The organism is Stenotrophomonas sp. RIT-551 (genome assembly GCF_026241915.1).
Classification (GTDB): domain Bacteria; phylum Pseudomonadota; class Gammaproteobacteria; order Xanthomonadales; family Xanthomonadaceae; genus Stenotrophomonas; species Stenotrophomonas bentonitica_A.
In genome coordinates this window covers 127,979-147,001 of sequence record NZ_JAPJIU010000009.1, presented here as the reverse complement: position 1 = coordinate 147,001, position 19,023 = coordinate 127,979, and the positions used below count along the sequence as shown (strand labels likewise).

The following is a 19,023-nucleotide window of genomic DNA, read 5'->3' as shown; positions in this document are numbered from 1 at the left end:
CCAATCCCGGGAAAAGTTCAGCGCTCGATCACACAGCGCCGCACCAGCTTTTAACCACCGTTCCGTTAAGGTTTCCGATCCAGGCAATGAATCGACGGTATCTCTCCCCAGCTATAGGGATTTGACGGGGAGGAAACAACCTCTGGATCATAGCCCCCTTCTCCATACACAACCGGATGGAACGTTCCCATGCTCTCAGGCTTCGATGGGCTCCGCTTCTCGCATTGGCACCCGCAGATCCGTGACGATGGCGTCGTGGTGCTCAGCCTCGACCGCCAGGACAGCAGCGTCAATGCCATGTCGCAGGACGTGCTGCTCGAACTGGGCGACCTGATCGAGCGGATCGCGATGGACCCGCCCAAGGCGGTGGTGATCCAGTCGATCAAGGCGGCCGGCTTCATCGCCGGGGCGGACCTGAAGGAATTCCAGGCGTTCGACCGCCGCGGCACCGTCAATGACGCGATCCGCCGTGGCCAGAGCACCTACCAGAAGCTGGCCGAACTGCCCTGCCCGACCGTGGCGGCGATCCATGGGCATTGCCTGGGCGGCGGCACTGAGCTGGCGCTGGCCTGCCGTTACCGCGTGGCCTCCAATGATCCGTCCACCCGGATCGGCCTGCCGGAAACCCAGCTGGGCATCTTCCCGGGCTGGGGCGGCAGCTCGCGCCTGCCGCAGCTGGTCGGCGCGCCGGCGGCGATGGACATGATGCTGACCGGCCGCAATCTGTCGGCCTCGGCCGCGCGCAACATCGGCCTGGTCGACAAGGTCGTCGCGCCCGCCGTGCTGCTCGATACCGCGGTCTCGCTCGCACTGAAGGGCACCACCCGCCCGTTCAAGCAGCGCGCGACGGCGTGGATCACCAACACCTGGCTGGCGCGCAAGCTGCTCGCCCCGCAGATGGCCAAGCAGGTCGCCCGCAAGGCGCGCAAGGAGCACTACCCGGCGCCGTACGCGCTGATCAACACCTGGGCGCGCACCGGTGGCAGCCCGATCCAGACCCGCCTGGATGCCGAGCGTCGCGCGGTGGTCAAGCTGGCCGGCACGCCGACCGCACGCAACCTGATCCGCATCTTCTTCCTGACCGAACGCCTGAAGGCCCTGGGTGGCAAGGACCATGGCATCCAGCACGTGCACGTGGTCGGTGCCGGCGTGATGGGCGGTGACATCGCCGCGTGGTCGGCCTACAAGGGCTTCAACGTGACCCTGCAGGATCGCGAGCAGCGCTTCATCGATCCGGCCATGGAACGCGCGCAGGCGTTGTTCGCCAAGCGGGTGAAGGACGACAGCAAGCGCCCGGCCGTGGCCGCGCGGTTGAAGGCCGATCTCGCGGGCGAGGGCGTGGCGCTGGCCGATCTGGTGATCGAAGCGATCATCGAGAATCCGGAAGCGAAGCGTGATCTGTACCAGTCGCTGGAGCCGACGATGAAGGCCGATGCGCTGCTGACCACCAACACCTCCTCGATCCCGCTGGACGAACTGCGCGACCACATCCAGCGCCCGGCGCAGTTTGCCGGCCTGCATTACTTCAACCCGGTCGCGCAGATGCCGCTGGTGGAAATCATCCATCACGACGGCATGGCCCCGGAAACCGAGCGTCGCCTGGCCTCGTTCTGCAAGGCACTGGGCAAGTTCCCGGTGCCGGTCGCCGGTACCCCCGGCTTCCTGGTCAACCGCGTGCTGTTCCCGTACATGCTCGAAGCCGCCACCGCCTACGCCGAAGGCGTGCCCGGGCCGGTGCTGGACAAGGCCGCGGTCAAGTTCGGCATGCCGATGGGCCCGATCGAACTGCTCGATACCGTCGGTCTGGACGTGGCCGCGGGCGTGGGCAAGGAACTGGCGCCCTTCCTCGGGCTGCAGGTGCCGGCTGCCCTGGCGACGGTGGAACAGGGCAAGCGCGGCAAGAAGGACGGGCAGGGCCTGTACAAGTGGGAGAACGGCCGGGCGCAGAAGCCGGACGTCCCCGCCAACTACGAGATCCCGGCCGATCTGGAAGACCGCCTGATCCTGCCGCTGCTCAACGAAGCGGTGGCCTGCCTGCACGACGGCGTGGTTGCCGATGCGGACCTGCTCGATGCCGGCGTGATCTTCGGCACTGGCTTCGCCCCGTTCCGCGGTGGCCCGATCCAGTACATCCGCGCCACCGGTGCCGATGTGCTGGTCGAACGCCTCAAGGTGCTGCAGCAGCGCTACGGCGATCGCTTCGCCCCGCGCCCGGGCTGGGACTCGCCGGTACTGCGTGAGCCCGTGATCTGAGGCGCGATGATGTGATGTGACGACGCCACCGTGAGGTGGCGTTGTCGTTTGTGCTGCCGTCCCTGTGCGACCAGAACAACCTGTTACCGATACAGGCCTCCCGCCCCCACACCCCGCATGCGATCCTCCCGCTCTGTCCCCGCCAGCGAGACCGCCCGCATGACGACCATCATCGCCCCCCGCATCCATGACATCGGTGGCCTGCAGGTACGCCGCGCCGTGCCGACCCTGCAGGCGCGCAGCGTCGGTCCGTTCGTCTTCGTCGACCAGATGGGCCCGGCCGTGCTCTCCCCCGGCACCGGCATCGACGTGCGCCCGCATCCGCATATCGGCCTGGCCACCGTCACCTTCCTGTGGTCCGGCGCCATCGGCCACCGCGACACGCTCGGCTCGGACCAGGTGATCCGCCCCGGCGACGTCAACTGGATGACCGCCGGCCGCGGCATCGCCCATTCCGAACGCACGCCCACCGTCGAACGCGAGCACGACCATCCGCTGCACGGCATGCAGACCTGGCTCGCGCTGCCGAAGCAGTTTGAAGAGACCGACCCCGCGTTCTACCACCATGCTGCCGCCACCCTGCCCCAGCAGCGCCGCAAGGGAGCCTGGCTGCGTGTCATCGCCGGCCGCGCGTACGGCGAAGAATCGCCGGTCAAGGTCTTCGCCGATACCCTCAACGTTGCCATCGATCTGGATGCCGATGCGGAAATCGATCTCGATACCGGCCACGCCGAGCGCTCGCTTTACATCCTGGAAGGCCAGGCCCAGCTCGATGGCGTGGATGTTCCTGCCCAGCACCTGATCATTCCCGAGCCCGGTGCCCGCGGCCGCCTGCGCGCCAAGACCCCGATCAAGGCGATGCTGATGGGCGGCGAACCGCTGGATGGCCCGCGCCACCTGTGGTGGAACTTCGTGTCCAGCTCCACCGAGCGTATCGAGCAGGCCAAGCACGATTGGGAATCCGGGCGTTTCGGCACCATCCCCGGCGACGACAAAGAGTTCATCCCGCTGCCCACGTACTGACCCGCGCACCGCCATCGACCGTTCGTCGGGTATTGACGCCATCGTCACCCCGATGAACCCCGATTCAGCTACGTTGCGCCTGCCCACCCCGGGCATACACGTGGAGCACGTCGATGAGCATGGGCAAACGTCTGGCCGCCGAGTTCCTGGGCACGTTCTGGTTGGTGTTGGGTGGGTGTGGCAGCGCCGTGCTGGCCGCCACGTTCGGCGGCGATGGCAATCCGCTGGGGATCGGCTTTCTGGGCGTCGCGCTGGCCTTCGGCCTGACCGTGCTGACCGGCGCCTATGCGTTCGGGCACGTGTCCGGCGCGCACTTCAATCCGGCGGTCAGTGTCGGCCTGTGGGCCGGCGGCCGCTTCCCCGCGCGCGAGCTGCTTCCCTACATCGTGGCGCAGGTGCTGGGCGGCGCACTGGCCGGCTTCATCCTGCTGCAGATCGCCTCCGGCGCGCCCGGTTTCCAGATCGATGGCAGCCAGGCCGGCGCATTCGCCAGCAACGGCTATGGCGCACTTTCGCCTGGGGGCTACAGCGTCGCCGCCGCCGCCCTCTGCGAAGTGGTGCTCACCGCGTTCTTCCTGATCGTGATCATGGGCTCCACCCATGGCAACGCACCGGCCGGCTTCGCCCCGATCGCGATCGGCCTGGCCCTGACCCTGATCCACCTGATCAGCATTCCGGTGACCAATACCTCGGTCAATCCGGCGCGCTCCACTGCCGTGGCCCTGTTCGCCGGCAGCGGCGCGCTCAGCCAACTCTGGTTGTTCTGGCTGGCGCCGCTGCTGGGCGGGCTGATCGGCGGCACTCTCTACAAGTGGATGGGCACCGCGCCGCGCTGATGCTCAGGGCCGGGCGGGCAACCCCCGCCCGGCCGCTGACAAAGGAATCAACTGAAACCGTTATTTGTACACTGAGTCACATTCCGTTAAGGTCCGGATCACTCGTCCGACACTGACGGCAGCGAGTCATCCGGTACGCGCGCGGGGAATGCGCCACCACGGCCTGGGTTGTCGCCGGCCACCGGAATGCCTGTCAGCGACGGACGCGATCATCGACCTTGGGGGAATGCATGAACGTCCTGCGCGCTGTCGTGTGTGTGTGTCTGCTGGTGTCTGCCGGCGCTGTCGCGGCGCAAGCGACCAGCGAATGTCCGTCCCTGCCCGCCAGCAGCGGCCTGCACTGGCAGCAACTGGCCCAGCGGGACCTGATCCTGTGCAGGGCCAGCACCGCCGATGGGCGTGAAGTGCTCAGCCTGACCTTGAGCGCACGCAATCCGGAGCTGCCGTTGAACCGTGCGCTGCGCCAGGAAAAAGGCAGCTTCGCCGGTGAAACCCTGTACTGGTACCAGCCCGACCTGGGCGGCCAGAAGCCGCCGGGGTATGAAACCCGCCGCATCACCGTGGTCAAGTTCGACAGGAACCGCTTTGCCCAGATCGCGCTGTATGCCGGTGACGCCAGCGAACTCGGCTCGCTGCAATCGTTGGCGCAGGGCATGAGCCTGACGCCCTCGGCCGTCGCCGCCGGGCGCTGAGCACGAGGCCGGGACGGTGCACCGCACTCATCCCGCCATTCACGGTAACGCCGGCCGCTGGCCGGCGCCTCCCACACCGTCAGGTGTCATGCGTTTGTCGGCCAGCGGGCGGTGCCAACACCCCTCAGAAGCGGCCTTCCTGGAAATCCACGAAGGCCTGCATCAGCTCCTGCTTGGTGTTCATCACGAACGGCCCATGCCGCATGACCGGCTCGCGCAGCGGCCGGCCCGCCACCAGGATCAGGCGCGCCCCGGTTTCACCGGCACGCAGGACCAGCTGCTCGCCGCCGCCCAGCACCGCCATTTCCTGGCGGGCTACCGGACGCGCATCGTGGCCTTCGCCGATCTCCAGCCCGCCTTCGAACACATAGGCGAACGCGTTATGGCCATCGGGCAGCGCGTAGCTCCAGCCCGCGTGGGCATCCAGCGTGATGTCCAGGTACACCGGATCGGTGGCCGGCTGCACGATCGGCCCGACCGTGTCGCCCACCTGGCCGGCGATGACCTTCACCTGCACGCCCCCGGCCGGTGCCGTCACCGGAATATGGTCCGGCGCGAACTCCTGGTACTTCGGCTCGGTCATCTTCTCGCGCGCGGGCAGGTTCACCCACAGCTGGAAGCCGCGCATCTGCCCCGATTCCTGCTCGGGCATCTCCGAGTGGATCAGGCCGCGGCCGGCGGTCATCCACTGCACGCTGCCCGGCGTGAGCAGGCCCTCGTTGCCATGGTTGTCCTTGTGCCGCATGCGGCCATCGAGCATGTAGGTCACGGTCTCGAAACCACGGTGCGGGTGGCTCGGGAAGCCGGCGATGTAGTCCTCGGCGCGGTCCGTGCCGAATTCATCCAGCAGCAGGAACGGGTCCAGGTCGGGCAGCGAGGGCCCGCCGATCACGCGCGTCAGGCGCACGCCGGCGCCATCGGAGGTGGCCATGCCACGGATGGTGCGCAGCACGCGCACCGGGGTTGGGCTGCTCATGATGACTCCAGGATCGGTGAACTGCCTACAAGATGGGCGCGCCGGCCCTGCCGGCCAACCGCCACGCCCGCAACCGATTGTTCCAAGCGTGGTGTTCCGATGACGTGCACGGGCACGCACCGCGCCCACCCTACGACCAAAGTACTAGCGGCAAGCCCCCGCCATTGCATTGACCCCGTCAGTGCGAGGGCGGACTCTTACGACGATCTCCAGGGAGACGCAATCTCATGAAAGGTTTTTCGAAACTGGGTTGGGCAGTCATCGCACTGCTCGGCGCCTTCTGTCTAGGCACCGTCGCGCTGCGCCGCGGTGAACCCATCAATGCACTGTGGATCGTCGTCGCTGCGGTCTCCATCTATCTCATCGCCTATCGCTTCTACAGCCTGTTCATCGCCGACAAGGTGATGCAGCTCGATCCGACCCGGGCCACGCCCGCGGTGATCAACAATGACGGTCTGGATTACGTTCCGACCAACAAGCACGTGCTGTTCGGCCACCACTTCGCCGCCATCGCCGGTGCAGGCCCGCTGGTCGGCCCGGTGCTGGCCGCGCAGATGGGCTACCTGCCCGGCCTGCTCTGGCTGGTGGTGGGCGTGGTCGTGGCCGGCGCGGTGCAGGATTTCATGATCCTGTTCCTCTCCAGCCGCCGCAACGGCCGCTCGCTGGGTGACCTGGTGCGTGAGGAAATGGGGCCGGTGCCCGGCACCATCGCCCTGTTCGGCGCCTTCCTGATCATGATCATCATCCTGGCGGTGCTGGCGATGGTGGTGGTCAAGGCGCTGGCCGAAAGCCCCTGGGGCATGTTCACGGTCATCGCGACGATGCCGATCGCGATCCTGATGGGCGTGTACATGCGCTACATCCGCCCGGGCAAGATCGGTGAGATCTCCGTGGTCGGTCTGATCCTGCTGCTCGCCGCGATCTGGTTCGGTGGCAAGGTCGCCGCCGACCCGGTCTGGGGCCCGGCCTTCACCTTCACCGGTATCCAGATCACCTGGATGCTGATCGGCTACGGCTTCGTCGCCTCGGTGCTGCCGGTGTGGCTGCTGCTGGCCCCGCGCGATTACCTCTCCACCTTCCTCAAGATCGGCACCATCGTGGCGCTGGCGATCGGCATCCTCATCGTCATGCCCGAGCTGAAGATGCCGGCCCTGACCCAGTTCGCCGCCAGCGGCGACGGCCCGGTCTGGAAGGGCGGGATGTTCCCGTTCCTGTTCATCACCATCGCCTGTGGCGCGGTCTCCGGTTTCCACGCACTGATCGCTTCGGGCACCACGCCCAAGCTGCTCGCCAATGAGCGCCACATGCGCTACATCGGCTACGGCGGCATGCTGATGGAATCGTTCGTCGCGGTGATGGCGCTGGTGGCCGCCTCGATCATCGACCCGGGCATCTACTTCGCCATGAACGCGCCGGCCGCCGTGATCGGCCCGGATGCGGTCTCCGCTGCGGCCTACATCAGCAATACGTGGGGCTTCATCATCACCCCCGAGCAGCTGGAGGCCACGGCCGCAGCGATCGGCGAGCCGACCATCCTGCACCGCGCCGGTGGCGCACCGACGTTGGCAGTGGGCATCGCGCAGATCCTGCACGAGGCGATCCCGAGCGGCAGCAACGCGATGATGGCGTTCTGGTATCACTTCGCGATCCTGTTCGAAGCCTTGTTCATCCTCACCGCGGTCGACGCCGGTACCCGTGCCGGTCGCTTCATGCTGCAGGACCTGCTGGGCAACTTCATCCCGGCCCTGAAGAAGACCGAATCGTGGACGGCCAACATCATCGCCACCGCCGGTTGCGTGGCGCTGTGGGGCTACCTGCTCTATACGGGCGTGGTCGATCCCTTCGGCGGCATCCAGACCCTGTGGCCGCTGTTCGGCATCTCCAACCAGATGCTGGCCGGTATCGCGCTGATGCTGGGCACCGTGGTCCTGTTCAAGATGAAGCGTGACCGCTTCGCCTGGGTCACCGGTGTGCCGGCGGTGTGGCTGCTGATCTGCACCACCTATGCTGGGCTGATCAAGATCTTCGACAAGAACCCGGCGCAGGGCTTCCTGGCCCAGGCGCACAAGTACCAGGACGCGATCGCCACCGGCACCCTGACCGCCCCGGCCAAGACCGTCGGCCAGATGCACCAGATCGTGGTCAACGCCTACGTCAACACCGGCCTGACCGTGCTGTTCCTGTTCGTGGTGTTCTCGATACTGTTCTACGCGATCAAGACCATCTTCATGGCCCGCCGCACGCCGCAGCGGACCGACAAGGAAACCCCGTACGTGGCGCTGCAGCCGCACCAGATGGCGGACCTGTGATGAGCACCGAACTCGTCCCCGCCGGTCAGTACCAGGCCCACCGCCGCATCTGGCGGCGCCTGGTGCAGACCGCGCGGCTGTGCTGCGGCATTCCCGACTACGACAACTACGTCCGGCATGTGCTGGAAAAGCATCCGGACCGCGTGCCGATGGACTACAAGACGTTCTTCCGCGAGCGCCAGGAGGCGCGGTACAGCGGCAAGAACGGGGGGCGCTGCTGCTGACGCCGCAGCGTCCGCACGGTCCCGGCCGGAGGTCGCGACAACGTTGCAACCAAACGGCGGCGCGAAAGCGCCGCCGTTTCTGTAGATGGCCCCAGGCCGGTGCCTGGCCGACCCTCGGCCCTAGCCAGCGCTGCCGATGGCGTAGCGCGTCTGCACGAATCCGAACGGGTACACCACGGTGGCGCGATGCGTCAGGAGCGCTTCGGCCCCGGCCTCGCCGAACAACCGCAGGCCACCACCAACCAGGACCGGAATCGTGGTCACGGTGATCTCCCGCAACAGGCCCTCGGCGAGGAAGGATTGCACCGTGCGTCCGCCATCGATGTAGAGTCGGTCCAGGCCACGCGTTGCCGCTTCTTCCATCAATGTGGACAAGGCCCCGGAATGCAGCCGCACCGAGTTTGGTGCCGCCTCCGGAACGGCCTGCAGGGTGTGGCTCAGCACATAGACCGGCAGATCCGCGTAAGGCCATTCGGGAAAGGACAGCACCTTCTCGAGGGTGCGCCGCCCCATCACGATCGCCTTGATCGGCGCCATGTAGGCAGCGTATCCACAATCCTCACCGGCCGGCACGCTCTGATTGGCGTGGTCGAGCCAGTCCAGACTGCCATCCGCGCGCGCGATACAACCGTCCAGACTGACGGCAATGAACGAAGAACAATGAGGTGTCACACGTCTCTCCCAGGTGTGGCGCCGGCCCGGGGCCGGCACGACCGGACTGCGCGTCCCGGACGGGCCGGTACGCGCGCGATCATGATCCCGCTTACGCGCCCGCCATCCACTTCAGGATCAGGCCAGTCACATAGGCCAGCCCGGTACCGGTGGCATAGCCCACGGTGCCCAGCAGCACGCCGACCGGCGCCAGGCTCGGGTGGAACGCCGCGGCCACCACCGGCGCCGAAGCGGCTGCACCGATGTTGCCCTGCGAACCGATGGCGAAGAAGAACAGCGGCGCGCGCATCAGCTTGGCGGCGATCCACAGCACCAGGATGTGGGTCAGCATCCAGATCGCGCCCAGCGCGAACAGCCACGGGCGGTCGAGCAGCGAGAGCAGGTCCATCTGCATGCCGATGCAGGCGATCAGGAAGTACAGGAACAGGGTGCCCAGGCGCGAGGCACCGGCCGATTCGAGCCTGCGTGCACGGGTGAAGCTCAGGCCCAGGCCGAGCGCGGTGGACAACAGCACCACCCAGACGAACGCGCTGTCCAGGCTGAACTGGCTGGCCCAGCTCACATTCGCCTTGAACCAGCCGCTCAGCGGTGCGGCGATGGCATGCGCCAGACCGACGCCACCCAGTGCCACGCCGACGATCACCATCAGGTCGGTGAGGCTGGGAATGCGGGCGTTCTGCGCCTCATAGGCGGAGATCCGGGCCTTCATCTCATCGATGGCACGGGTATCGGCGCCATTGCGCGTATCGATCTGCTGGGCGCGGTTGGCCAGGAACAGCAGCACCGCCATCCACAGGCTCGCGCAGGCCACGTCGACCACCGCGAACTGGCCGAAGGTGGTGGCATCGGTGCCGAACACTTCGCGCATCGCCACCATGTTGGCGCCGCCGCCGATCCAGCTGCCGGCCAGGGCGGCCATGCCCTTCCAGGTATCACCGGCCACGGTGGCCGGGTGGATCCAGGACATCGTCTGGAACGACACGATCGCGCCGAGGATGATGCCCAGCGTACCGGCGCAGAACACCACCAGCAGTTTCGGGCCCAGCTTCATGATGCCCTTCAGGTCGATCGAGAGCGTCAGCAGCACCAGCGCTGCGGGCAACAGCACGTCACGGGCGATCGGGTTGTACAGCGAGGTGTTATGGCCGTCGATCAGGCCGGCGGTGTTGTAGATGGCCGGGATGAAGTAGCACAGCAACAGCGCCGGCACCCACGCGAAAATCTTCTTGAGGATCGGGGTCGGGCCACTGGCGGCCCAGAAGATCACGGCCAGGGTGGCGGCGATCAGGCCGAGGCCGACGATGTCATTGGTGATCAGGGCAGTACTGGGTTCGGTCGGCATCAAGCCATCCTCTGTCGATCGAAGGGATAAAAAAAAGCGCCGCATAGAGCGGCGCCTCCGGAGCTTAACATTGTCTTCACGACGCCACACTTTGCAGCGCAGCGCGCGGGCCGATCACGACGCGGGCAGCGATGCGCGGTCAGAGCGACCCGGCAGCGAAGCGCCCAGATCGAGGATCACACAGGTACCGCGCGGCACACAGGGCTGGATCTGCAGCGCCCAGCCCAGGTGCTCGCACAGCCGGGCGATCAGCTCCAGGCCGATGCCGCTCTGCTCGTTGCGATCGCCGCGCGCCATGCGTGCATGTACGGCGGCGATCTCTTCCGGGCTCATGCCCAGCCCGGGGTCCTGCAGCGTCACCACGGCCTGCCCGGAGACCTGGATGTGGATGGTGCCGCGACCGCTGTTCTCGATCGCGTTGCGCAGCAGATTGCCGATCGCGGCCTGGACCACGCCGAGCGGGGCGATGATATCCACGCGCGCAAGGCCGTCGATCTCGATGTGCAGGTCCTTGTCGCCCATCAGATGGCGATGGTCTTCGATGATGTCCGGCACCAGCAGGTCGAGCGGAATGCGTTCACCGAGCGCGGCCAGCCGGGCCGGGTCGCGTGCGAGCACCAGCAGCAGCTGGATCAGCTGCTCCACCCCCTGGGCCGTGCGGTGCACACGCTGCATCTGCTGGCGCGCACGGTCTGGAATGTCCGGCTGGCCCAGCGCCAGTTCCGAGGCCCCGGTGATCACCGCGATCGGCGTACGCAGTTCGTGGCTGGCGGTGCTGATGAAGACCCGCTCGCGCTCGACGAACTGTTCGTTGCGCGCCAGGTAGTCATTGAGCGCGTTGGCGATCACGTACAGCTCGGAGCTGGCGCGCGGGTCCACCTCCACCCGTTGCCCGGGCACCCCCGGGTGCAGATCGTCGATGCGCCGTGCCAGCGAGCTCAGCGGCCGCACCAGCCGGCCGACGCCGAAGGAGGCCATCAGCACGGTCACGATGATCATCAGCACGCCGGCCAGCAGCACCCAGCGCGTGGCGAACTGCTCCAGCTCGTGGAAATCGTTGATGTCCAGCACCAGCGCCAAGCGCCCCAGCTGGGTGGTTTCACGCACCATCACCGCGCTGGCGCGGCCGTTGACCTCCACGCCGTCGTGCAGCCCCGGGTGCAGCGTGCGCAGGCTGTCCGGCACCGTCGGGCTGCCGTTGATGTAGAACAGCCGCAGCGTGTCCGAATCCTGCCAGCGGTAGTGCGGCTCGTGTTCGATGTGGTTGACGATGCTGTCCAGCTCGGAGTTGAGCAGCGCCCGCCATGCCGAGTGTTCGGCGTGTTCGTGCACGTAGTTGCCCACGCTGAACACCGCCAGCGAAATCAGCGCCAGGTAGCCCAGCAGCCACCACACCATGCGCCGGTGCATCGGCGATGGCGTGGGCGGGCGCTTACGCCACTTCATCTGCACCGCCCGCCGCGGAAACGCCGAGGCGGTAACCGACCCGCGGCAAGGTGTGGATCAGCTTCTGCTGGAACGGGCCATCCACGCTGCGGCGCAGTTCGTACACGTGCGAGCGCAGCAGATCCCCGTCGGGCAGCTCGTCACCCCACAGTGCGAATTCCAGCTGCTGGCGGGTCACCGCGCCGGGGCTGGCGCGCATCAGCACCTCCAGCAGCTTGCGGCAGGCCGGATACAGGTGCAGCGGCTTGCCGTCGCGTTGCGCCTCCAGGGTGGCCAGATCCAGCTTGAGGTCGGCCACTTCCAGCAGCTTGCGCGGGTTGCGCCCTTTGGCGCGCACCATCAGCGCTTCAAGACGTACTTCCAGCTCGGGCAGTGCGAAGGGTTTGGTCAGGTAGTCGTCGGCGCCGGCGCGGAAGCCGGCGATCTTGTCGGGGAGTTCGTCGCGCGCGGTGAGCATGATCACCGGCACTTCCGAGCCGTGGTCGGCACGCAGCCGGCGCAGCACTTCGGGCCCTTCCATGCGCGGCAGCATCCAGTCCAGGATCAGGGCGTCATAGGGCTGCGACACGGCCAGGTGCAGGCCGGTCACGCCATCGGGCGCGACGTCCAGCACATGGCCCCGCGATTCGAAATAATCGAATAGATTGGCAACCAGCTGACGGTTGTCTTCAATGACCAGCAGCCGCATGGGAGACTCTCTTGACCGGTTGGGCGCATGGTAGCGGGAACCCTGTCGGAATCCGGTCGCAATGGGGGTGGTTACGACGCTTTTCCTACGCTGTCGGGGAGACAGTGGCCGTTTTGCCAAAGAGCCTGGCGTGACCGAATCCTTCTTCCTGCGGCGCTGGCCGCGTGTGCTGGTCTGCCTTGCCCTGTTGCTGGCCCTGGCGGCGGGCATCGGCCTGCGCCAGCCCTCACCGCCCGATGAACCCCGTTTCGTGCTGGCTGCACGGGCCATGGTCGCCTCCGGGCAATGGCTGCTGCCTCACCGTGGCAGCGAACTGTACGCGGAAAAACCGCCGGTGTTCATGTGGCTGCAGGCCGCCAGCCACCAGCTGTTCGGCGGCTGGACCATCGCCTTCCTGGTGCCTTCGCTGCTTGCCGCTCTGCTGACACTCTGGCTGACCTGGGACCTGGGCCGGCGGTTGTGGAACCGGCGTGTCGGCTGGTGGGCGATGCTCGCCTTGTTCAGCTGCCTGCAGTTCGGCCTGATGGCCAAGCGGGCGCAGATCGACATGGTGCTGGTGGCGATGACCACCCTGTCGCTATGGGGATTGCTGCGCCACCTGCTGGAAGGCCGCAACCGGCCCGCGCTGTGGCTGGCCGGCTTCGCCGCCGGGCTGGGCACGGTGACCAAGGGCGTGGGCTTCCTGCCCCTGCTGGTGCTGCTGCCGTTCGCCGCCTGGCGCTGGCGCGTGCGCGGCGCCAGGCGGCCGGCCGGCACTGCCCGCGACCTGTGGTGGCTGCTGCCGGCCTTCCTGCTCGGCACGGCGGTGTGGCTGGCGCCGCTGGGCGTGGCGCTGCTGCACTCGGCCGACCCGGCCCTGCACGCCTATGCGCGCGAGCTGCTGTTCAAGCAGACCGCCACCCGCTACGCGAACGCCTGGCACCACGTGAAGCCGGCCTGGTACTACCTGCAGGTCATGGCGACCTTGTGGCTGCCGGGCAGCCTGCTGCTGCCCGCCCTGGTTCCGGCATGGTGGCGCCGCCTCAAGCGCCTGGATGGACGCTGGTGGCTGCTGCTGGGCTGGGCCCTGCTGGTGCTGGTGTTCTTCAGCGCCAGCCCGGGCAAGCGGGAGGTCTACATCTTCCCGATGCTGCCCGCGTTGTGCCTGGCCGCCGCCCCGCTGCTGCCCGGGCTGCTGCGCCGGGCCGGGCTGCGCTGGTTGCTGTGGGCCTATGTCGCCGTCCTCGGCGTGGCGGCGCTGTATGTCGGCACCCAGCTGTGGTCGGCCAGCGAATGGGCGCACGTGCAGCTGGCGCGGCGCGCGATGCCCGATACGCTGCTGCCCGTGCTTGGCCGCTGGCTGATCGCCTTCGGCGTGGTGTTGCTGGCGCTGGCCCTGTGGTGGCGCCAGCGCCGGGCAGGCGCGCTGGTGGTCGCGGCGGCCTTCCTGCTCTGGAATCTGTACGGCTGGGTGCTGATGCCGACCCTGGACCCGTACAGCTCCGCCTCGGCGGTAATGCAGTGCGTCGGCCTGCGGATCGGGCCGGAGGCCGAGCTCGGCGTGGTCGCCTGGCGCGAACAGAACCTGTTGCAGGCCGACCGCCCGGTGACCGATTTCGGCTTCAAGACCCCGTGGGACCAGCAATGGCAGGTCGCAGGGCCGTGGCTGTCACAGGCGCCGCGCCAGCGCTGGCTGCTGGTGCTCGATGAAGCGATCAGTCCCTGCGTGGACCCGGCGGCGGTGATCGAGATCGGCAGCGCCAACCGCAACCGGTGGCTGTTGTTCCCGGGTACTGCCTGGCAGGCCGACTGCCATGCCGCCGTCACGGCCACCGACACCGCGCAGGACGAGGAAGACTGAACGGCAGGCCGCGCTTAACCGGCGGCCAACATCGCTCCGACCGGTCTCCGACACTGCGCTGACGACCATGGCGCCGGAATCTCCCGCCGGCCCCTTTGTCCATGTTCCCAGCGTCCAGCGTTGCCCTTTCATCCACGTCGGCCACCGCGCTCACCCCACGCTTGCTCCGCGGCCACCTCTGGGTACCGCTGGCGCTGGCGCTGCTCGCCAGCGCGATGCTGATGGGCGCCGGTGGCGACCAGTGGCTGGCCGATCGCCTCTATCGACTCGAAGGGCAGCAGTGGGCGCTGCAGAACGCCTGGGTCACCACCCACCTGATCCACCAGGCCGGCAAGTGGACCAGCAGTGTGGCGGCGCTGGTCGCGATCGTGCTGTGCTTCCACGCCTGGCGCACCGAGCGCGCACCCGCATGGCGCTGGCCGCTGCTGTATCTGGTGCTGGCCGTCGCGCTGGGCACCGGCGTGGTCTCGCTGCTCAAGTCGCTGACCAACATGGATTGCCCGTGGGATCTGGCCCGCTATGGCGGCACCCGGCAGTTCATCGGCTTGTTCGCAACACGCCCACCCGGGATGCCGCGCGGGGTGTGCTTTCCAGGCGGGCATTCCAGCGCGGGGTTTGCGTGGGTCAGCCTGTACTTCTTCGCGCTGATGGTGCACCCGGCCTGGCGCTGGCGCGGCCTGGCCGTCGGCCTGCTGGCTGGCGGCGTGTTCGGCGTCTCGCAGCAGCTGCGCGGTGCGCATTTCCTGTCGCATGACCTGTGGACGCTGGCCATCTGCTGGACGGTTTCGCTTGGCCTGTATCTGCTGATCGAACCGGTGCGGCTGCGCCAACGCGGCACGTCACCAGGCATCGCGCAGGGAGAAGTGGCATGAGCACCACCCTTCCGCGCGCCACGCGCTTGTCGGCGCTGGCCACCCTGCGTGCCTGGCGCCCGCAGTGCACCACCGAAACCCTGATCCTGCTCACCAGCATCTTCTTCGCGGTGGCCTGCAATGGCCTGTTCTGGCACAGCGCGATGGCCACGCATCCGGGCAGCATCGGCTTCGCTGTCTCGCTGTTGCTGTTCCTGGTGGGCGCGCACTGTCTGCTGTTGGGGCTGCTGGTGTGGCGCTGGAACGCCAAGGTGGTGCTCAGCGTGCTGCTGATCGGCACGGCGCTGGCCGCGCACTACATGAGCAGTTACCACATCTATCTGGATGCGGACATGCTGCGCAACGTGCTGGCCACCGACCACAAGGAAAGCCGCGAGCTGATCACGCCCACCTTGATCGCGCCGCTGCTGCTGTTGGCCCTGGCGCCGATGCTGCTGCTGTGGCGCGTGCAGCTGCGCCTGCGCACGCTGGGCAACGCGCTGCTGTGGCGGGCCGGCTTCCTGCTGCTGTCGGCGCTGATCGCCTTTGGCGGGGCGATGCTCTCCTTCCAGGAGATGTCCTCGCTGATGCGCAACCAGCGCGAGGTGCGCTATCTGGCCACGCCGGGCAACTTCCTGCTCGGCCTGCCCAAGGCGCTGCGCGGCGACAACCCGATCCAGCGCGCTCCGAAACTGCCGATCGGTACCGATGCCAAGGCCACCCCGCGTGCAGCCGGCAGCCGCCCGCGCCTGCTGGTGATCGTGATGGGCGAAACCGCGCGCGCGCAGAACTGGGGCCTCAACGGCTATGCCAAGCAGACCACGCCGGAGCTGGCCCAGGCCGGGGTGATCAACTTCCCGGACATGCATTCGTGTGGCACCAGCACTGAAGTCTCCCTGCCCTGCCTGTTCTCGCCGTACGGACGCCACGACTACGACGAGAAGAAGATCCGCGCGCACCAGTCACTGCTGCACGTGCTGGACCACGCCGGCATCGCCACGCTGTGGCGTGACAACCAGTCCGGATGCAAGGGCGTGTGCGAGGGCCTGGAGATGCAGGCGCTCGACGATGCCAAGCAGCCGAGCCTGTGCGCCAACGGGCGCTGCATGGACGAGATCCTGATCGACGACCTGGCCACCCAGGTCCGCGCCAGGCCCGGCGACCGCGTGGTGGTGCTGCATCAACTGGGCAACCACGGCCCGAGCTACTTCGAACGCTACCCGGCGCGCTTCCGCCGCTTCACCCCCACCTGCGACACCCCGGACCTGGGCAAGTGCAGCCGCGCGCAGATCACCAACAGTTACGACAACGCGCTGCTCTACACCGATCACCTGCTGTCGCGCACGATCGGCACGCTGAAGGGCATGGACGACTACGACACCGCGATGATCTACCTTTCCGATCACGGCGAGTCGCTGGGCGAGAAGGGCCTGTACCTGCACGGGGTGCCGTACGCGATCGCCCCGCAGGAACAGACCCGCGTGCCGATGACGATGTGGTTCTCCCCTTCCTTCGCAGCCAACCGCGGGCTCAACCTGGCCTGCGTGCGGGAGCGCGCGGGCAGGTACACCGACCACGACAATCTGTTCCCCTCGGTACTGGGGCTGATGCAGGTCAAGACCTCGGTGTATGAGCGTGGCCGGGATCTGTTTGCTGGGTGCGAGGTATAAGCAGGCTTGTCCCATGCGCACCGCCCCGTCTCACGGAGCACGGACGCATCGCCGTTGACCTTGACGTTGACGTTGGCGGTGCCAATCGAACCGCCTCTGCTGCCCTGCCCCTTGCGGTGCGCCCGGCGCTTCACTAGCCTTCGCCGGTCTGACACCACCCAAGGATGTGCCCGTGAACCACCGCCCGCTCCTGCTGGCCCTGGCAGTCAGTGCTGCCGCACTGACGCTGGCGGCCTGCCAGAAGGAACCGTCCCCCGCCGATGCACCGGCCACGGGCACCACCCAGTCCAAGGAAACCGCGGACCAGTTCATCGCCCGCGTCAACGCCGAGTACAAGGCCATGTACCCGGAAATGACCTCGGCGCAGTGGCTGTCGTCGACCTACATCAACGACGATTCCGAGCGCGTCGCGGCCAAGGCCAATGAACGCTGGCTCACCGTCCTCAACGGCTGGATCGCCCAGGCCGGCCAGTACGACGGCCAGCCCATGAGCGAAGACACCAAGCGCCAGATCCACCTGCTCAAGCTGATGACCTCCATGCCCGCCCCGCGCGACCCGGCCAAGCTCTCCGAGCTGACCCGCATCGCCAGCCGCATGGAGGGCGCCTACGGCTCCGGCAAGTACTGCACCGACGAGGCCAACCCGCAGAGCTGCCGCCAGCTGGGCGATCTGGAACAGGTGCTCGCGCGCAGCCGCGACTACGACAAGCAGCTCGACGCCTGGCAGGGCTGGCATGGCACCACCAAGCCGATGCGCGCCGACTACGAGCGCTTCGTCAGCCTGGTCAACGAAGGCGCCAAGGAAATGGGCTTCGCCGATGCCGGCCAGATGTGGCGCAGCGGCTATGACATGCCCGCCGACCAGATCGGCCCGGAAACCGACCGGCTGTGGGACCAGGTCAAGCCGATGTACGAGCAGCTGCACTGCTACGCGCGCACCAAGCTCGACGGCACGTACGGCAAGGACAAGGCCGAGGTCAACGGTGGCCTGATCGCCGCACACCTAACCGGCAACATGTGGCAGCAGGACTGGTCCAATCTGTGGGACCAGCTGGAACCGTATCCCGGTGCCGGCAACCTGGACATCACCGCCGCGCTGGAAAAGCAGTACCAGAGCAACCTGAGTGGTGCCCTGGCCAAGGCCGGCAGCGGCGCAAACGTGGAAGCGCTGTACAAGGCGCAGCGTGAGGCCGAACTGCGTACCGCCAAGCAGATGACCGAGCGCGCGCAGGACTTCTACGTCTCGCTCGGCATGCCGGCCCTGCCCAAATCGTATTGGGACAAGACCCAGTTCATCAAGCCGCTGGACCGCGACGTGGTCTGCCACGCCAGCGCGTGGGACATGAACATGGACGGCGACGTGCGCACCAAGATGTGCATCAAGCCCAACGAAGAGAACTTCACCACGATCTACCACGAGCTGGGCCACATCTATTACGACCTGGCCTACAACCCGCTGCCGCCGTTGTTCCAGGGCGGTGCCAACGATGGCTTCCACGAAGCGATCGGCGACACCATCGTGCTGGCGATGACCCCGCAGTACCTCAACTCGATCGGCCTGGTCGACACGCCGCAGGAAAGCCGTGAGGCGACCATCAACGCGCAGATGCGCATGGCCCTGAGCGGCGTGTCGTTCCTGCCGTTCGGCCTGATGATCGACCGCTGGCGCTGGGGCGTGTTCGACGGTTCGATCACGCCGGACCACTACAACCAGGCGTGGTGGGACCTGAAGGCCAAGTACCAGGGCGTGGCGCCGGCCACCGCGCGCGGTGAGGAATTCTTCGACGCGGGCGCCAAGTACCACGTGCCGGGCAACACCCCGTATACCCGCTACTTCCTGGCGCGCATCCTGCAGTTCCAGTTCTACAAGGGCCTGTGCGATGCCTCCGGTTACAAGGGCCCGCTGCACCAGTGCAGCTTCTACGGCAACAAGGAAGCCGGCCAGAAGTTCTGGGCCATGCTGAGCAAGGGTGCCAGCCAGCCGTGGCAGGCCACGCTGAAGGAGATCACCGGTGGCGACAAGCTTGATGCCGGCCCGATGATCGAGTACTTCACCCCGGTCAACGAATGGCTCAAGCAGCAGAACCAGGGCCAGATGTGTGGCTGGCAGGTGCCGGCGGCTACCGCTGCGGCGGCGCCGGCCGCAACCGCACCTGCGGCCCACTGACCGGTCGCGCTGGCCGCTGGTCCGCGCACCATGG

At 67.3% G+C, this 19,023-nt stretch carries 15 protein-coding genes; 10 read left to right on the top strand and 5 right to left on the bottom strand.

Annotated features, from left to right (window positions below):
* Nucleotides 1–189: 189 nt before the first annotated feature.
* From ORK51_RS12500 to ORK51_RS12485, 4 genes are all read left to right on the top strand, one after another.
* On the top strand, nucleotides 190–2,253 hold the full coding sequence (locus ORK51_RS12500) for a 3-hydroxyacyl-CoA dehydrogenase NAD-binding domain-containing protein (protein WP_266085092.1): 2,064 nt from the start codon (nucleotides 190–192) through the stop codon (nucleotides 2,251–2,253).
* 159 nt (nucleotides 2,254–2,412) lie between these two features.
* A complete protein-coding gene (locus ORK51_RS12495) occupies nucleotides 2,413–3,276 on the top strand; it encodes a pirin family protein (RefSeq protein ID WP_266085091.1) in 864 nt (287 codons plus the stop codon).
* A gap of 113 nt (nucleotides 3,277–3,389) precedes the next feature.
* Nucleotides 3,390–4,112 carry an aquaporin Z gene (gene aqpZ / locus ORK51_RS12490; protein WP_083298677.1) on the top strand — a complete coding sequence of 241 codons (723 nt, stop codon included), beginning with the start codon at nucleotides 3,390–3,392 and terminating at the stop codon, nucleotides 4,110–4,112.
* Nucleotides 4,113–4,342: 230 nt separating this feature from the next.
* Nucleotides 4,343–4,804, top strand: a complete 462-nt coding sequence (locus ORK51_RS12485) for a hypothetical protein (RefSeq protein WP_266085090.1) — start codon at nucleotides 4,343–4,345, stop codon at nucleotides 4,802–4,804.
* A 124-nt stretch (nucleotides 4,805–4,928) separates the two neighbouring features.
* Here the strand turns inward: ORK51_RS12485 and ORK51_RS12480 are convergent, their stop codons facing one another.
* On the bottom strand, nucleotides 4,929–5,780 hold the full coding sequence (locus tag ORK51_RS12480; RefSeq protein WP_266085089.1) for a pirin family protein: 852 nt from the start codon (nucleotides 5,778–5,780) through the stop codon (nucleotides 4,929–4,931).
* Nucleotides 5,781–6,007: 227 nt separating this feature from the next.
* Here ORK51_RS12480 and ORK51_RS12475 point away from each other — a divergent pair, with 227 nt between their 5' ends.
* On the top strand, nucleotides 6,008–8,089 hold the full coding sequence (locus ORK51_RS12475; RefSeq protein ID WP_070425673.1) for a carbon starvation CstA family protein: 2,082 nt from the start codon (nucleotides 6,008–6,010) through the stop codon (nucleotides 8,087–8,089).
* Nucleotides 8,089–8,313, top strand: coding sequence for a YbdD/YjiX family protein (locus ORK51_RS12470; protein ID WP_019183464.1), 225 nt, complete (start codon nucleotides 8,089–8,091; stop codon nucleotides 8,311–8,313). The genes ORK51_RS12475 and ORK51_RS12470 overlap by 1 nt, the downstream gene beginning before the upstream one ends.
* A 120-nt stretch (nucleotides 8,314–8,433) precedes the next feature.
* Here the strand turns inward: ORK51_RS12470 and ORK51_RS12465 are convergent, their stop codons facing one another.
* From ORK51_RS12465 to ORK51_RS12450, 4 genes are all read right to left on the bottom strand, one after another.
* A complete protein-coding gene (locus ORK51_RS12465; RefSeq protein WP_266085088.1) occupies nucleotides 8,434–8,985 on the bottom strand; it encodes a dihydrofolate reductase family protein in 552 nt (183 codons plus the stop codon).
* A 91-nt stretch (nucleotides 8,986–9,076) separates the two neighbouring features.
* Nucleotides 9,077–10,327 carry a DUF819 family protein gene (locus ORK51_RS12460; protein WP_019183465.1) on the bottom strand — a complete coding sequence of 417 codons (1,251 nt, stop codon included), beginning with the start codon at nucleotides 10,325–10,327 and terminating at the stop codon, nucleotides 9,077–9,079.
* A gap of 114 nt (nucleotides 10,328–10,441) precedes the next feature.
* Nucleotides 10,442–11,773: a sensor histidine kinase gene (locus ORK51_RS12455; protein ID WP_266085087.1), complete on the bottom strand. Its 1,332-nt coding sequence runs from the start codon at nucleotides 11,771–11,773 to the stop codon at nucleotides 10,442–10,444.
* Nucleotides 11,760–12,461, bottom strand: a complete 702-nt coding sequence (locus tag ORK51_RS12450) for a response regulator transcription factor (RefSeq protein WP_070425677.1) — start codon at nucleotides 12,459–12,461, stop codon at nucleotides 11,760–11,762. The genes ORK51_RS12455 and ORK51_RS12450 overlap by 14 nt, the downstream gene beginning before the upstream one ends.
* 130 nt (nucleotides 12,462–12,591) lie before the next feature.
* Between ORK51_RS12450 and ORK51_RS12445 the strand changes: the two genes are divergently transcribed.
* From ORK51_RS12445 to ORK51_RS12430, 4 genes are all read left to right on the top strand, one after another.
* Nucleotides 12,592–14,301: an ArnT family glycosyltransferase gene (locus ORK51_RS12445; protein ID WP_266085086.1), complete on the top strand. Its 1,710-nt coding sequence runs from the start codon at nucleotides 12,592–12,594 to the stop codon at nucleotides 14,299–14,301.
* Nucleotides 14,302–14,396: 95 nt separating this feature from the next.
* Nucleotides 14,397–15,173, top strand: a complete 777-nt coding sequence (locus ORK51_RS12440; RefSeq protein WP_429000667.1) for a phosphatase PAP2 family protein — start codon at nucleotides 14,397–14,399, stop codon at nucleotides 15,171–15,173.
* Nucleotides 15,170–16,822 (top strand): phosphoethanolamine transferase, encoded by a 1,653-nt coding sequence (locus ORK51_RS12435; protein WP_266085084.1) that lies wholly within the window; start codon nucleotides 15,170–15,172, stop codon nucleotides 16,820–16,822. Before ORK51_RS12440 ends, ORK51_RS12435 begins: the two co-directional genes overlap by 4 nt.
* Before the next feature lie 172 nt (nucleotides 16,823–16,994).
* Nucleotides 16,995–18,989 carry a M2 family metallopeptidase gene (locus tag ORK51_RS12430; RefSeq protein ID WP_070425681.1) on the top strand — a complete coding sequence of 665 codons (1,995 nt, stop codon included), beginning with the start codon at nucleotides 16,995–16,997 and terminating at the stop codon, nucleotides 18,987–18,989.
* Nucleotides 18,990–19,023 lie beyond the last annotated feature (34 nt).

What these genes read in the sequence shown, in the direction of transcription:
- ORK51_RS12500 (WP_266085092.1), top strand. Translation starts at nt 190, where the DNA reads ATGCTCTCAGGCTTCGATGGGCTCCGCTTCTCGCATTGGCACCCGCAG.
- ORK51_RS12495 (WP_266085091.1), top strand. Translation starts at nt 2,413, where the DNA reads ATGACGACCATCATCGCCCCCCGCATCCATGACATCGGTGGCCTGCAG.
- aqpZ (WP_083298677.1), top strand. Translation starts at nt 3,390, where the DNA reads ATGAGCATGGGCAAACGTCTGGCCGCCGAGTTCCTGGGCACGTTCTGG.
- ORK51_RS12485 (WP_266085090.1), top strand. Translation starts at nt 4,343, where the DNA reads ATGAACGTCCTGCGCGCTGTCGTGTGTGTGTGTCTGCTGGTGTCTGCC.
- ORK51_RS12480 (WP_266085089.1), bottom strand. Translation starts at nt 5,780, where the DNA reads ATGAGCAGCCCAACCCCGGTGCGCGTGCTGCGCACCATCCGTGGCATG.
- ORK51_RS12475 (WP_070425673.1), top strand. Translation starts at nt 6,008, where the DNA reads ATGAAAGGTTTTTCGAAACTGGGTTGGGCAGTCATCGCACTGCTCGGC.
- ORK51_RS12470 (WP_019183464.1), top strand. Translation starts at nt 8,089, where the DNA reads ATGAGCACCGAACTCGTCCCCGCCGGTCAGTACCAGGCCCACCGCCGC.
- ORK51_RS12460 (WP_019183465.1), bottom strand. Translation starts at nt 10,327, where the DNA reads ATGCCGACCGAACCCAGTACTGCCCTGATCACCAATGACATCGTCGGC.
- ORK51_RS12455 (WP_266085087.1), bottom strand. Translation starts at nt 11,773, where the DNA reads ATGAAGTGGCGTAAGCGCCCGCCCACGCCATCGCCGATGCACCGGCGC.
- ORK51_RS12450 (WP_070425677.1), bottom strand. Translation starts at nt 12,461, where the DNA reads ATGCGGCTGCTGGTCATTGAAGACAACCGTCAGCTGGTTGCCAATCTA.
- ORK51_RS12435 (WP_266085084.1), top strand. Translation starts at nt 15,170, where the DNA reads ATGAGCACCACCCTTCCGCGCGCCACGCGCTTGTCGGCGCTGGCCACC.